Origin of the sequence: Clostridium sp. HMP27, from assembly GCF_000765165.1 — a bacterium.
In the GTDB taxonomy this organism is placed as follows: Bacteria; Bacillota; Clostridia; order Clostridiales; family Clostridiaceae; genus Clostridium_AK.
In genome coordinates this window covers 1-14,740 of the sequence record NZ_JMFY01000051.1, presented here as the reverse complement: position 1 = coordinate 14,740, position 14,740 = coordinate 1, and the positions used below count along the sequence as shown (strand labels likewise).

At 34.6% G+C, this 14,740-nt stretch carries 13 protein-coding genes and 1 other annotated feature; all 13 genes read left to right on the top strand.

The window, feature by feature from the left end:
* Nucleotides 1-202 precede the first annotated feature (202 nt).
* The 13 genes from rpmG to fusA all read left to right on the top strand — a co-directional run bounded on the left by rpmG (nucleotide 203) and on the right by fusA (nucleotide 14,658).
* A complete protein-coding gene (gene rpmG, locus DP68_RS17490) occupies nucleotides 203-352 on the top strand; it encodes a 50S ribosomal protein L33 (protein ID WP_035311710.1) in 150 nt (49 codons plus the stop codon).
* Nucleotides 353-389: 37 nt separating this feature from the next.
* A complete protein-coding gene (gene secE, locus DP68_RS17485; protein ID WP_035311709.1) occupies nucleotides 390-620 on the top strand; it encodes a preprotein translocase subunit SecE in 231 nt (76 codons plus the stop codon).
* Nucleotides 621-668: 48 nt separating this feature from the next.
* Nucleotides 669-1,193: a transcription termination/antitermination protein NusG gene (gene nusG, locus DP68_RS17480; RefSeq protein ID WP_035311708.1), complete on the top strand. Its 525-nt coding sequence runs from the start codon at nucleotides 669-671 to the stop codon at nucleotides 1,191-1,193.
* A gap of 70 nt (nucleotides 1,194-1,263) precedes the next feature.
* Nucleotides 1,264-1,689: a 50S ribosomal protein L11 gene (rplK, locus tag DP68_RS17475; RefSeq protein WP_035311707.1), complete on the top strand. Its 426-nt coding sequence runs from the start codon at nucleotides 1,264-1,266 to the stop codon at nucleotides 1,687-1,689.
* Nucleotides 1,690-1,745: 56 nt separating this feature from the next.
* On the top strand, nucleotides 1,746-2,441 hold the full coding sequence (gene rplA, locus DP68_RS17470; protein ID WP_035311706.1) for a 50S ribosomal protein L1: 696 nt from the start codon (nucleotides 1,746-1,748) through the stop codon (nucleotides 2,439-2,441).
* 38 nt (nucleotides 2,442-2,479) lie between these two features.
* Nucleotides 2,480-2,608 (top strand) — a sequence feature (ribosomal protein L10 leader region).
* 27 nt (nucleotides 2,609-2,635) lie between these two features.
* Nucleotides 2,636-3,142: a 50S ribosomal protein L10 gene (gene rplJ, locus DP68_RS17465; RefSeq protein ID WP_035311704.1), complete on the top strand. Its 507-nt coding sequence runs from the start codon at nucleotides 2,636-2,638 to the stop codon at nucleotides 3,140-3,142.
* Nucleotides 3,143-3,172: 30 nt separating this feature from the next.
* The gene (rplL, locus tag DP68_RS17460) at nucleotides 3,173-3,541 is read left to right on the top strand and encodes a 50S ribosomal protein L7/L12 (protein ID WP_035311703.1); all 369 of its coding nucleotides are present in this window, start codon (nucleotides 3,173-3,175) and stop codon (nucleotides 3,539-3,541) included.
* Nucleotides 3,542-3,811: 270 nt separating this feature from the next.
* Nucleotides 3,812-7,522, top strand: coding sequence for a DNA-directed RNA polymerase subunit beta (gene rpoB / locus DP68_RS17455; protein ID WP_035311702.1), 3,711 nt, complete (start codon nucleotides 3,812-3,814; stop codon nucleotides 7,520-7,522).
* Nucleotides 7,523-7,542: 20 nt separating this feature from the next.
* Nucleotides 7,543-11,094 (top strand): DNA-directed RNA polymerase subunit beta', encoded by a 3,552-nt coding sequence (gene rpoC / locus DP68_RS17450; RefSeq protein ID WP_035311700.1) that lies wholly within the window; start codon nucleotides 7,543-7,545, stop codon nucleotides 11,092-11,094.
* Between the two features lie 115 nt (nucleotides 11,095-11,209).
* A complete protein-coding gene (locus DP68_RS17445) occupies nucleotides 11,210-11,452 on the top strand; it encodes a ribosomal L7Ae/L30e/S12e/Gadd45 family protein (protein WP_035311699.1) in 243 nt (80 codons plus the stop codon).
* A 60-nt stretch (nucleotides 11,453-11,512) separates the two neighbouring features.
* A complete protein-coding gene (rpsL, locus tag DP68_RS17440; RefSeq protein WP_035311698.1) occupies nucleotides 11,513-11,890 on the top strand; it encodes a 30S ribosomal protein S12 in 378 nt (125 codons plus the stop codon).
* A 141-nt stretch (nucleotides 11,891-12,031) separates the two neighbouring features.
* The gene (rpsG, locus tag DP68_RS17435) at nucleotides 12,032-12,502 is read left to right on the top strand and encodes a 30S ribosomal protein S7 (protein WP_035311697.1); all 471 of its coding nucleotides are present in this window, start codon (nucleotides 12,032-12,034) and stop codon (nucleotides 12,500-12,502) included.
* A gap of 92 nt (nucleotides 12,503-12,594) precedes the next feature.
* Nucleotides 12,595-14,658 (top strand): elongation factor G, encoded by a 2,064-nt coding sequence (fusA, locus tag DP68_RS17430; RefSeq protein ID WP_035311696.1) that lies wholly within the window; start codon nucleotides 12,595-12,597, stop codon nucleotides 14,656-14,658.
* Nucleotides 14,659-14,740: the final 82 nt, after the last annotated feature.

Genomic DNA, 14,740 nt, shown 5'->3' with positions numbered 1-14,740 from the left:
ACAATAGAAGAATAATAAAAAATTAGGACTGGGTTTCTAGACCTGGTCCTTTTAAAAGTAAAACATTACTAGTCACTTTATTTATGATTTTCATTGACATATAAATTCAATTATGATAAATTATTTAAGTAATGCTTAAATACAGCCAATATAATCTTCCTGCGTTTTTATATGTACCAGGAGAGTACCAGGAGGTGTAGAGATGAGAATAAAAGTTACTTTAGCATGTACAGAATGTAAGCAAAGAAATTACGATACAATGAAAAATAAGAAAAATGATCCAGATAGATTAGAAATGAGAAAATACTGCAGATTCTGTCGCAAACACACTATTCATAAAGAAACAAAGTAATACATAGAGGCATATTAAATTTCAGGGATGTGAAATTATGAGTTCTGTAGAAAAGGTAAAAAAACTTAATAATGCATCTGAGAAAAAAGGTGGATTAATTAAATTTTTCAAGGAATTTAAAGCTGAGTTTAAGAGAATAACCTGGGCCTCTAGACAAGAAGTAAAAAAAGCAACCACTACTGTGTTAACTTTTTGCCTAATCTATATAGTAGCTATTACTGTATTTGATTTTGTGTTTAAAAATTTATCTCAGTTTATATTAAAATAAACATAAAAAAGGAGGTAGGGGTCGAGAAATACTCCCGTCCCTTGAATTATGGCAGAGAGAGCTAGATGGTATGTAGTTCACACATATTCAGGATATGAGAATAAGGTTAAAGCTAACCTAGAGAAGACTATTGAAAATAGAAATCTACATGATTGGATATGTGATGTTCAAGTTCCTATGGAAGAACAAATAGAAATAACTAAAGATGGAAAAAAGAAAGTAACACTTAAAAAGGTATTCCCGGGATACGTTCTTGTCAAAATGGTTATGACTGATGACTCCTGGTATGTAGTTAGAAATACCAGAGGTGTTACAGGATTTGTAGGACCTGGATCTAAACCTGTTGCATTAACTGATGAAGAAGTTAATTCCATGGGTATAGTAGATAGGATAATGGATATAGATTTCCAAGTTGGAGAGACCGTAAAGGTTGTTTCTGGTCCATTAGAAGATTTTGCAGCAGTTATCCAAGAGATAAATGTTGAAAAAAGAAAAATTAAGGCTTTAGTCAACATGTTTGGCAGGGAAACCCCTGTTGAACTTGATTTTAATCAGATAGATAAATTAGACTAATCAAAAGCGAAGGTTTACAAGTGGGAGGATTTTAAATCCGATTATACCACATTTATAGGAGGTGTAAATTATGGCTAAAAAGGTTACAGGAATGATAAAACTTCAACTTCCTGCAGGGAAAGCAACTCCAGCACCACCAGTAGGACCTGCATTAGGCCAACATGGTGTAAACATTATGGCATTTACAAAGGAATTCAATGCTAAAACAGCTAGTCAAGCTGGCTTAATAATTCCAGTTGTAATAACAGTTTACCAGGATAGATCTTTTAGTTTTATACTAAAGACTCCACCTGCAGCAGTATTAATTAAAAAGGCTGTTGGAATAGAAAGTGGATCTGGTGTGCCAAATAAGACAAAAGTTGCTAAACTTACAAAAGAACAGTTGAAGCAAATTGCCGAAACTAAGATGCCAGACTTAAATGCAGCATCAGTAGAAGCTGCTATGAGCATGATTGCTGGAACAGCAAGAAGCATGGGCGTAACTATAGAAGAATAGTCAACGTTTTAAAAGTGGGAGGTAACAACCGCTAAAACCACGAAGGAGGTAATGAAATGTCTAAAGGAAAGAAATATATCGAAAGTGCTAAATTAGTTGATAAAAATGCTCTATACACTGCAGCAGAAGCTATGGAACTTGTTGTAAAGACTTCTAAGGCTAAGTTTGATGAAACTATTGAACTTGCTGTAAGACTAGGAGTAGATCCAAGACATGCAGATCAGCAGGTTAGAGGAGCTGTAGTTCTTCCACACGGAACAGGTAAAACTGTAAAAGTTTTAGTATTCGCAAAGGGAGATAAAGCTAAAGAAGCTGAAGCAGCAGGAGCAGATTATGTTGGAGCAGAAGAATTAGTAGATAAAATTCAAAAGGAAAACTGGTTTGATTTTGATGTAGTTGTTGCTACACCAGACATGATGGGAGTAGTTGGTAGACTTGGTAGAGTATTAGGACCTAAGGGATTAATGCCAAACCCAAAATCAGGTACAGTTACATTTGATGTTACTAAGGCTTTAGCAGATATTAAAGCTGGTAAAGTTGAATATAGAGTTGATAAAACTGCTATAATTCACGTTCCATTGGGAAAAGGATCTTTTGGTGCTGAAAAATTAGTTAATAACTTCCATACATTAATGGAAGCTGTTATTAAGGCTAAACCAGCAGCAGCTAAAGGACAATATGTTAAATCAGTAGTTATTTCCAGCACAATGGGTCCTGGAATAAAAGTTAATCCAACAAAAGTTTTAGAATAGTATTGACATAGAATCTAAAATTTGATATTATTTTAAAAGTTGAATAAGGCAATATACCGTAGACAGTAGGTGCGTAAGCATAACGAATTTCAACCTACCGAGGGTTCCAATATATGACTATATTTGGTTTCTCCGCGTCTACGGGAGAAACCTTTAATTTTATATAAATTAAACTGTGAGGAGGTGGACACACAGTGGCAAACAATAGACAGTTAAAAGAAGCTAAAGTAGCAGAAATAAAAGAAAAATTAGAAAAAGCAGAGAGCGTGATTTTAGCTCAATATCAGGGATTAACAGTAGAAGAAGACACTGAATTAAGAAGCAAGTTAAGAGAAGCAGGTGTTGAATATAAAGTTTATAAAAACACTTTAACTACTCTAGCTGCTAAAGAATTAGGTTATGAAGGAATGGTAGAATTTCTTCAAGGACCAATTTCAGTAGCTTTTGGATATGAAGATCCAACTGCACCAGCAAGAGTTCTTAATGACTTTGCTAAAACTCATAAGAAACTAGAACTAAAAGGTGGATTAGTTCAAGGAGAAGTATATGATACTGACAAGATTAAACAGCTTGCTGATATACCACCAAGAGAAGTACTTATTGCAAAATTACTTGGAAGCTTCAAAGCTCCAGTATCAAACTTTGCATATTTACTAAATGCAGTTAAAGAAAAGAAAGAAACTGAGGAAACTCAAGCTTAATAATAAGAGAAAATTTGGAGGTGCTTAATAATGACAAGAGAAGAAATCATACAGGCTATAAAAGAAATGACTGTTTTAGAATTAAATGAACTAGTAAAGGCATGTGAAGAAGAGTTTGGAGTAAGTGCTGCTGCACCAGTTGCTGTAGCAGGAGTTGCTGGAGCAGGAGCTGCAGCTGCTGAAGAAAAAACTGAATTCGATGTTGTTTTAGCTAACGCAGGATCAGAAAAAATAAAGGTTATAAAAGCTGTTAGAGAAATAACTGGATTAGGCTTAAAAGAAGCTAAAGAAATAGTTGACGGAGCTCCAAAGACATTAAAGGAAGCTGTAGCTAAGGACGAAGCTGAAGCAATGAAAGCTAAGCTTGCTGAAGTTGGTGCAACTGTAGAATTAAAGTAATTGCTTAAATATAATTCAAAAGAGGTACTTTCTAAGTACCTCTTTTTTTATAAGGTATATAATTTTGATAATAGTATTGACATCTTGTTATTGTTATGATAATATAATAAATTGCATTGATTATACATTATAGAATAAATATATTGTATTTATTTTAAAATATTGAATTAAATAAATAAAATTGGTTATAATATTATGATGCAATGCATACAACCCAGAAACACTAGGTGTTTTTGGTTATTTTTACTTTATGCAAGGGGTGAAATTTTAATGGTACATCCTGTCCAAGTGGGTAAAAGAACAAGAATGAGCTTTTCTAAGCTTAAAGAAGTTGGCGATATGCCAAATTTAATTGAGGTTCAATTAGATTCTTATCAGTGGTTTTTGAAAGAGGGGCTTGAAGAGGTTTTTGATGACATTAACCCTATTCAAGACTATACAGGAAACCTTAACCTAGAGTTTATAGGTTACAAATTAGACATGGAAAATACAAAGTACTCCGTAGAAGAATGTAAGGAAAGAGACGCTACTTATGCGGCACCATTAAAGGTAAGTGTAAGACTTATTAATAAAGAAACTGGTGAAATAAAAGAACAGGAAGTATTTATGGGAGATTTCCCTCTTATGACCGAACAGGGAACTTTCATAATAAATGGAGCTGAAAGAGTTATCGTAAGTCAGCTGGTTAGGTCACCAGGTGTTTACTATAATGTTGCACTTGATAAGACTGGTAAGCCGTTATTTTCTGCTACAGTAATTCCAAACAGGGGTGCATGGCTTGAGTATGAGACAGATTCTAATGACGTAATATATGTAAGAATAGACAAAACAAGAAAATTGCCTATTTCTATTTTAGCTAGATCAATGGGCTTTGGAACGGATGCTGAGATATTAGATTATTTTGGTGAAGACGAGAGATTGAAGGCTACTATAGAAAAAGATAATACAAAAACCAAAGAAGAAGGTTTACTTGAAATATATAAAAGATTAAGACCAGGTGAACCACCAACAGTAGATAGTGCAATATCATTGATAGAATCATTGTTTTTTGATGCTAAAAGATATGATTTATCTAGAGTAGGTAGATATAAATTTAACAGAAAGTTATCCTTACATTTAAGAATTGCAAACCAGGTTGCTGCCGAAGATGTAATAAATCCTATTACAGGAGAAATCCTAGTACAGAAGGGTGAAAAAATCGAGAGAGAAAAAGCTTTAGAGATACAAAATTCTGGAGTAAACAGGGTTGATATTCATGTAGATGACAAGGTTGTTAGAGTAATAGGAAATCATTTTGTAGATATACATAAGCTTATAGAGTTTAACATAGATGATTTAAATATTAAAGAATTAGTACATTATCCGACTTTAAAAGAAATACTAGATAATTATACTGAAGAATCTAGTATAAAGGATCAAATAAGAAAAAACATTCATAGATTGATTCCTAAGCATATAATAAGAGATGATATCTATGCAACTATAAGTTATGAGTTAGGATTGCCTTATGGAATAGGATATACAGATGATATAGACCATCTAGGGAATAGAAGGTTAAGGTCTGTAGGAGAACTATTACAAAATCAATTTAGAATAGGTCTTTCTAGAATGGAAAGAGTTGTAAAAGAAAGAATGACTATTCAAGATCAGGAATCTATAACTCCACAAGCGCTGATTAATATAAGGCCAGTGGCAGCTTCTATAAAAGAATTTTTTGGAAGTTCGCAGCTTTCACAGTTCATGGATCAAACAAATCCATTATCAGAACTTACACATAAGAGAAGATTGTCAGCATTGGGACCAGGAGGACTTTCAAGAGAAAGAGCAGGTTTTGAAGTTAGAGACGTTCACCATTCACATTATGGAAGAATGTGTCCTATAGAAACACCTGAAGGACCTAATATAGGTCTTATAAACTCACTTGCTACATATGCGCGAGTGAATGAATACGGATTTATAGAAGCTCCATATAGAAAAGTTGATAAAAAAGAGTGCAGAGTAACTGACGAAGTTATTTATATAACTGCTGACGAAGAAGATCAGTATTTAATAGCTCAGGCTAATGAACCTTTAGATGAAGAAGGAAGATTTATTGATTCTAAGGTAACTGTAAGAGATAAAGAAGATGTACTCATAGTTCCTAAGGCAGAAGTAGATTTTATGGATGTATCTCCAAGACAGCTAGTTTCTGTAGCCACTGCTATGATACCATTCCTTGAAAATGATGATGCCAGCCGTGCACTTATGGGTTCTAACATGCAGCGTCAGGCGGTACCACTTTTAAAACCTCAGGCGCCTGTTGTAGGAACTGGTATAGAATATAAAGCAGCTGTTGACTCAGGGGTTCTTCCTAAGTCCAGGAATTCAGGAACAGTTATATATGTGAGTGCTAATGAAGTTAAAGTAAAAAGAGATTCAGATGGTGGAGTTGATACTTATAAACTATTAAAGTTTAAAAGATCTAACCAAGGTACTTGTATCAACCAACGTCCAATTGTAAGTAAAGGTGATAAAGTTGAAAAGGGAACTGTTCTTGCAGATGGACCATCAACTGATTTAGGAGAAATAGCATTAGGTAAAAATATTAGAATAGGTTTTATAACTTGGGAAGGTTATAACTATGAAGATGCTATGTTGATTTCAGAAGAACTTGTAAGAGAAGATGTATTTACTTCTATTCATATTGAAGAATATGAGGCAGAATCAAGAGATACAAAACTCGGACCAGAAGAAATAACAAGAGATATACCTAATGTTGGAGAAGATGCACTTAAGGATATAGATGAAAGAGGAATAATAAGAATAGGTGCAGAGGTAAGGTCAGGAGACATACTTGTAGGAAAAGTTACTCCAAAGGGTGAAACTGAATTAACAGCTGAAGAAAGACTTTTAAGAGCTATCTTTGGAGAAAAAGCAAGAGAAGTTAGAGATACTTCCTTGAGAGTTCCTCATGGTGAAGCAGGTATAATAGTAGATGTTAAGGTGTTCACAAGAGAAAATGGAGATGAACTTCCACCGGGAGTTAATAAGCTAGTTAGATGTTATATAGCTCAAAAGAGAAAGATATCTGTTGGAGATAAGATGGCTGGAAGACATGGTAATAAAGGGGTTATATCAAGAGTATTACCAGAAGAAGATATGCCATTTTTACCAGATGGAAGACCTCTGCAAATATGCTTAAACCCATTAGGCGTTCCTTCACGTATGAATATAGGGCAGGTGCTTGAAGTTCATTTAGGATGGGCAGCCAGTGAATTAGGATGGCATATTGCGACTCCTGTATTTGATGGAGCAACCGAATCTGAAATATTAGAATGCCTAACTAAGGCTGGTTACACTGAGGATGGAAAAACATTATTATATGATGGAAGAACAGGGGAAGCATTCCATAATAGAGTAACTGTTGGATACATGTATATTCTTAAACTTGCACATTTAGTTGATGATAAAATACATGCTAGATCTACAGGTCCATATTCATTAGTAACTCAGCAGCCTTTAGGAGGTAAAGCACAGTTCGGTGGACAGAGATTTGGAGAAATGGAAGTTTGGGCTCTTGAAGCTTATGGAGCAGCACATACTCTTCAAGAAATATTAACAGTTAAGTCTGATGACGTAGTAGGTAGAGTTAAAACTTATGAGTCAATAGTTAAGGGAGAAAACATTCCGGAACCTGGAGTACCAGAATCATTTAAGGTATTAATAAAAGAATTACAGGCTTTATGTCTGGATGTAAAAGTATTAAATGATGATAAGGAAGAAATAAAATTAAGAGAATCTATAGATGATGATCTAGAAGAACTAGATGTTAATATAGAGGGAACTGAGGAATTTGCTCCAGGACCACCTGAAGAAGAACTTATAGAAGAACTAAAAGATGACAATATAGATGAAGATATAGACTTAGAGGACTTCGATGATTTACCATTAGATGAGTTACAAAGCGATTTAGAATTAGGCGATTTTAATGATGAACATTAATCTGAAGGGAGGATATACCCTTGTTTGAATTAAATAATTTTGATGCACTACAGATAGGGTTGGCTTCACCTGAGCAAATTAGAGAATGGTCTAGAGGTGAGGTAAAAAAACCAGAAACTATAAACTACAGAACACTTAAGCCTGAGAGAGATGGATTATTTTGTGAAAGAATATTTGGACCTCAAAAGGATTGGGAATGTCATTGTGGAAAATATAAGAGAGTAAGATATAAAGGTATAGTTTGTGATAGATGTGGCGTTGAGGTTACTAAATCTAAAGTAAGACGTGAGAGAATGGGGCATATAGAATTAGCAGCCCCTGTATCTCATATCTGGTATTTCAAAGGTATCCCATCTCGTATGGGACTAATACTAGATATGTCACCAAGGTCACTAGAAAAAATATTATATTTTGCATCTTATGTAGTACTTGATCCTAAAGAAACTTCATTGTTGAGAAAGCAGCTTTTAAATGAAAAAGAATATAGAGAAGCTGTTGATAAATATGGTGAAGAAAGCTTTGAAGCAGGGATGGGAGCAGAATCTATTAAAAGATTGCTCGCAGAAATAGAGCTAGAAAGTCTTTCTAAAGAATTAAAAGAAGGATTAAAAACTAGTACTGGACAAAAGAAAGTAAGGATAATAAGAAGATTAGAGGTAGTAGAATCATTTAGAAAATCCGGTAATAGACCAGATTGGATGATTATAGATGTTATACCTGTAATTCCACCAGATTTAAGACCTATGGTTCAGTTAGATGGTGGAAGATTTGCAACTTCTGATTTAAATGATCTTTATAGAAGAGTTATAAATAGAAATAACAGATTAAAGAAGCTACTAGACTTAGGGGCACCAGACATAATTGTACGTAACGAAAAAAGAATGCTTCAAGAAGCAGTAGATGCTTTAATAGATAATGGAAGAAGAGGAAGACCTGTTACGGGTCCGGGAAATAGACCACTTAAATCTCTTTCTGATATGTTAAAGGGTAAACAAGGTAGATTTAGACAAAACTTACTTGGTAAGCGTGTAGATTACTCGGGACGTTCTGTTATAGTTGTTGGTCCAGAATTAAAAATGTACCAATGTGGTTTACCTAGGGAAATGGCTTTAGAGTTATTTAAGCCATTTGTAATGAAAAAGCTTGTAGAAGGCGCGCTAGCACATAATATAAAAAGTGCAAAAAGAATGGTGGAAAGAGTTCAACCTCAAGTTTGGGATGTACTAGAAGAAGCTATATCAGACCATCCTGTACTTTTAAATCGTGCTCCTACGCTACACAGACTTGGGATACAGGCGTTCCAACCAGTATTAGTTGAAGGTAGAGCTATAAAGTTACATCCTTTGGTTTGTACTGCATATAATGCTGACTTTGACGGAGACCAGATGGCTGTTCACGTTCCGCTATCTGTAGAAGCTCAGTCAGAAGCTAGATTTTTGATGCTTGCAGCACATAACATATTAAAACCTTCTGATGGTAAGCCAGTTGTAGTTCCAACACAGGATATGGTTTTAGGATCATATTATCTAACTTTAGATAAAGATGGTGTAAATGGAGAAGGAAAAGCATTTTCATCACAAGATGAAGTTATTATGGCCTATGAAGTAGGCGCTATAGATATACATGCTAAAATAAAGGTTAGAATGTATAAAGAGGAAGATGGAGTAGTAGAATCAGGAATTATTGAGACTACGCCAGGTAAATTAATATTTAATGAAGCTATTCCTCAAGACTTAGGTTTTGTAGACAGAAGTATTCTTGAGAATAAGTTTAAATTAGAAGTAGAATTTTTAGTTAATAAATCTTCTTTAGGAAAAGTAATTAATAAGTGCTATCTGAAGCATGGTCCAACTAAAACATCTGTAATGTTAGATAAAATAAAGGCAAAGGGATATCATTATTCAACTATAGGAGCTATTACAGTTGCTACAGCAGATATGGTTGTGCCTGAGTCCAAAAAGACTTTGCTAGCAGAAGCAGATGAAGTAGTTAATAAAATAGAAAAGCAGTATAGAAGAGGATTTATATCTGAAGATGAAAGATATGAAAGAGTTATAGAAAAATGGACTAAAACTACAGATGAAATAGCAGATGCGCTTATGGCGAATCTAGATAAGTTTAATCCTATATTCATGATGGCGGATTCTGGAGCCAGAGGTTCTAAGAGTCAGATAAAACAGCTTGCAGGAATGAGAGGACTTATGGCTAATCCATCTGGTAAAATCATTGAATTACCTATAAGATCTTCATTTAGAGAAGGATTAGATGTACTTGAGTACTTTATTTCTACACATGGTGCTAGAAAAGGGAATGCAGATACAGCATTAAAAACGGCTGACTCAGGTTATCTTACTAGAAGACTTGTTGACGTTAGTCAGGATGTTATAGTAAGAGAAGAAGATTGTGGAACTACTGAATCATATGAAGTTTCAGAAATTAAAGAGGGTAATGAAATAATTGAAAGTATTTCAGAAAGACTTACTGGAAGATATGCAGGGGAAGACATAGTTGATCCTAACACAGGAGAGGTTTATGCATATAGAGATTCTTATATGGATACTAAAGTTGCCGATAGAATTGAAAATGCAGGCATTAAAAAAGTTAGAATAAGATCAGTCTTTACTTGTAAATCCAAACATGGAGTTTGTGCTAAGTGTTATGGAATGAATATGGCAACTGCTGAAAAAATAAATATTGGAGAAGCAGTTGGTATAGTAGCAGCTCAAAGTATAGGTGAACCTGGAACTCAGCTTACAATGAGAACTTTCCATACTGGTGGGGTTGCTGGATCAGATATAACACAAGGTCTTCCAAGAGTTGAGGAATTATTTGAAGCTAGAAAACCAAAAGGATTGGCTATTGTTACAGAAATTTCTGGTACTGTAAGAATCGAAGAAACAAAGAAAAAGAGAACAGTAGTAGTTGTAAATGAATCTGGAGAAGAAATGAGCTATGATATTCCTTTTGGCTCAAGATTGAAAGTAGCCAATGGTGATGTAATAAGTGCAGGAGATGAAATTACAGAGGGTTCTGTAAATCCGCATGATATAATAAGAATTAAAGGTGTTAAGGGAGTTAAGAACTATCTATTATCTGAAGTGCAAAAGGTTTATAGACTACAAGGTGTTGATATAAATGATAAGCATCTTGAAGTAGTAGTAAGACAAATGACACGTAAGGTTAAAATAGAAGATTCAGGTGATACTGATTTATTACCAGGAACAATGATTGACATTTTTGATTTTAATGAAGAAAATGAAAGAGTTGAAGCCTTAGGAGGGCAACCTGCATTAGGAAGAATTGCTCTCTTAGGAATTACAAAGGCATCACTTGCTACAGAATCATTCTTGTCAGCAGCGTCTTTCCAAGAAACAACTAGAGTATTAACTGATGCTGCTATAAAGGGAAAAATAGATCCTTTACTAGGATTGAAAGAAAATGTAATTATAGGTAAATTGATTCCAGCAGGTACTGGAATGACAAGATATAGATCGGTTAAGCTTAGTACAGATAAGGAGTCAGAAGGGTTAGAACAGAATGCTGACGAATTAACAAATGAAATAAAAGCTTAGCATGAATTATGTTGACAGGATTAAATTAAGGTGATAAAATACACCTGTATGCTTACAAAGAAGAGGTAAAGATACAAGCTTTACCTCTTGTAATATGTCAAAAGGGGGATTAAGAATGATCGACAGGCTTAAAGGCAAAAAAGTTGTCGGTTTTAAGCAATCTTTGAGAGCTATTAAAAGTGGCACTGGCAAAAGAGTATATATTGCTAAAGATGCTGATAATAAGTTAGTAGAAGAAGTTAAAATTGCTGCTCAGTATAATTCCCTTGATATAGTATACATTGACACTATGAAAGAACTTGGAAAGCTGTGTGGCATAGAAGTTGGAGCAGCCACAGCAGTTATACTAAATGAATAGTTGCTGATTCTTAAATTTAATTTATAGAATTTTAGTCGAATACATTGAGGAGGTGTAATAATGCCAACTATTAACCAATTAGTAAGAAAAGGTAGAAAAATGGTAGAAACTAAGTCAACAGCACCAGCATTAAAGCAATGCCCACAAAAAAGAGGAGTGTGTACTGTAGTTAAGACTACTACTCCAAAGAAGCCTAACTCAGCATTAAGAAAAGTTGCGAGAATTAGACTTACAAATGGATATGAAGTTACTGGATACATTCCAGGTATAGGACACAACTTACAGGAACACAGTGTTGTTCTTATAAGAGGCGGAAGAGTTAAAGATCTTCCAGGTGTGAGATATCACATCGTTAGAGGAGCACTTGACTCAGCTGGAGTTGCAAACAGACTTCAAAGCAGATCAAAGTATGGTGCTAAGAGACCAAAACAAAAATAATCTAAACTAAATTGGTGCTGTGTCTTCGGCGTTTATATATAAATATTCATAAATTTGCAGAAGTACAAAGCACTTTACGGTTAAGGTTTTTAGCCGAGTACCGATGAACTTAAACTTTTAATTGTTAAGGAGGGAAGAAAAGTGCCAAGAAAAGGACATATAGCAAAAAGAGATGTGTTACCAGATCCAATGCACAATAGCAAAGTAGTTACTAAACTTATAAACAGTATAATGGAAGACGGAAAAAGGGGAGTAGCTCAAAAAATATGCTACGACGCATTTGAAATAATTCAAAACAAAACTCAAAAAGAACCTATGGAAGTGTTTGAAGCAGCAATGAACAATGTAATGCCTTTACTTGAAGTAAAAGCAAGAAGAATTGGTGGTGCTACATACCAGGTTCCAATGGAAGTAAGACCAGAAAGAAGACAGACATTAGGTATTAGATGGATCCTTGCAGCAACTGCAAAAAGAGGCGAGAGATACATGAGAGAAAGACTTGCTGCTGAATTAATGGATGCAGCTAATAATACTGGTGCGTCTGTTAAGAAAAGAGAAGATACTCATAAAATGGCTGAAGCTAACAAAGCTTTTGCACATTACAGATACTAATATTAAAATAAAACTGTTTTGGTATATTACCAAGACAGTTTTCTCAAATTTTAAAATTGATTTCGTTAGCAAAAACGAGAGGAGGAAATACAGTGGCAAGACAGTTTCCATTAGAAAGATTTCGTAATATAGGAATAATGGCTCACATAGATGCAGGAAAAACTACAACTACAGAGCGTATACTATTCTATACTGGTAAAACTCATAAGATAGGTGAAGTACATGAAGGTGGAGCTACCATGGACTGGATGGTTCAGGAGCAGGAGAGAGGTATAACAATAACATCTGCTGCTACAACATGTATGTGGAAAGATCATGTTATAAACATAATAGACACACCAGGACACGTAGATTTTACCGTTGAAGTTGAAAGATCACTAAGAGTACTTGACGGAGCTGTTACAGTTCTTACTGCAAAGGGTGGAGTTGAACCACAGACTGAAACAGTATGGAGACAGGCAGACAAGTATAAAGTTCCAAGAATGGCTTATGTTAATAAGATGGATATAATAGGAGCCGATTTCTTTAGAGTTGTAAACATGATGAGAGAAAGACTTCATGCAAATGCAGTTCCAATTCAGCTTCCAATAGGAAAAGAAGATTACTTCAAGGGATTTGTTGATCTAATAACTCAAGAAGCTCATATATATGAAGATGATCTTGGAACAGTTATGGATACAAGTGCAGTTCCGGAAGATATGAAGGACATAGTTGAAGAATACAGAGCTGCAATGGTAGAAGCTATAGTAGAAGTTGATGAAGAATTAATGATGAAGTATTTAGAAGGCGAAGAAATAACAGTTGAAGAATTAAATGATGCTTTAAGAAAAGGTGTTATAGCTAATAAAATAGTTCCAGTTATTTGTGGTTCTTCTTATAAAAACAAAGGCGTTCAGCCGATGATAGACGCTATAGTTAAATACATGCCTTCACCAGTAGACATTCCTGCAATAATGGGTCATGATGAAGATACTGGAGAACAAATGGAAAGACATGCATCTGATGAAGAGCCAATGTCTACATTAGCATTTAAAATAGCTACTGACCCATTCATTGGTAAACTAGCATTCGTTAGAGTTTATTCAGGTGTAATGACAAGTGGTACATATGTATATAACTCTACAAAGGGTAAAAAAGAAAGAGTTGGTAGATTAGTTAGAATGCACGCTAATCATAGAGAAGAAGTTGAAGAATTACGTGCAGGAGATCTTGGTGCAGTAGTAGGATTAAAAGATACTACAACTGGAGATACTCTATGTGATGAAAAAAATCCAATCATTCTTGAAAAGATGGAATTCCCAGAACCAGTTATATCTGTAGCTATAGAGCCAAAGTCAAAAGCTGGTCAGGAAAAAATGGGTATAGCTTTATCAAAGCTTGCAGAAGAAGATCCAACATTTAGAACATTTACAGATCAGGAAACAGGTCAGACAATTATTCAAGGTATGGGAGAACTTCACCTAGAAATAATTGTTGATAGACTTCAAAGAGAATTTAAAGTTGAGTGTAACGTAGGTGCTCCTCAGGTTGCTTATAAAGAAACTATTAGAAAGGCTGTTAAAGCAGAAGGTAAGTTTGTAAGACAGTCTGGTGGACGTGGACAATACGGACATTGTTGGATTGAATTGATACCATCAGAAGGAGAATACGTGTTTGAAAATGCTATTGTTGGGGGATCTATTCCAAAAGAATTTATATCTCCTATTGATAATGGTATAAGAGAAGCTTCAAGAACTGGTATAATTGCAGGATATGAAGTTCTTAACTTTAAGGTTAGATTATTCGATGGTTCATACCATGATGTTGACTCTTCTGAAATGGCATTTAAGATTGCTGGTTCTATGGCATTTAAAAATGCAATGGCAAAGGCAGACCCAGTATTACTTGAACCTATGATGAAGGTTGAAGTAACTGTTCCTGAAGATTATATGGGAGATGTAATTGGTGACATCAACTCCAGAAGAGGTAGAATCGAAGGTATGGAAGCGGATAATGGGGCACAAATTATTAGATCATTTGTACCACTTTCCGAAATGTTTGGATATGCAACTACTTTAAGATCAAAAACACAGGGTAGAGGAGTTTACTCAATGACATTTGATCATTTTGAAGAAGTTCCAAAGAGTATACAAGAACAAATATCATCATCAAAATAATTGTTTAACATAAAGGAGGAAATAAAAAATGGCAAAGGCAAAATTTGAAAGAAATAAACCCCATGTAAACATAGGAACAATA

Coding starts and splice junctions, on each gene's coding strand:
- rpmG (WP_035311710.1), top strand. CDS start 203: ATGAGAATAAAAGTTACTTTAGCATGTACAGAATGTAAGCAAAGAAAT.
- secE (WP_035311709.1), top strand. CDS start 390: ATGAGTTCTGTAGAAAAGGTAAAAAAACTTAATAATGCATCTGAGAAA.
- nusG (WP_035311708.1), top strand. CDS start 669: ATGGCAGAGAGAGCTAGATGGTATGTAGTTCACACATATTCAGGATAT.
- rplK (WP_035311707.1), top strand. CDS start 1,264: ATGGCTAAAAAGGTTACAGGAATGATAAAACTTCAACTTCCTGCAGGG.
- rplA (WP_035311706.1), top strand. CDS start 1,746: ATGTCTAAAGGAAAGAAATATATCGAAAGTGCTAAATTAGTTGATAAA.
- rplL (WP_035311703.1), top strand. CDS start 3,173: ATGACAAGAGAAGAAATCATACAGGCTATAAAAGAAATGACTGTTTTA.
- rpoB (WP_035311702.1), top strand. CDS start 3,812: ATGGTACATCCTGTCCAAGTGGGTAAAAGAACAAGAATGAGCTTTTCT.
- DP68_RS17445 (WP_035311699.1), top strand. CDS start 11,210: ATGATCGACAGGCTTAAAGGCAAAAAAGTTGTCGGTTTTAAGCAATCT.
- rpsL (WP_035311698.1), top strand. CDS start 11,513: ATGCCAACTATTAACCAATTAGTAAGAAAAGGTAGAAAAATGGTAGAA.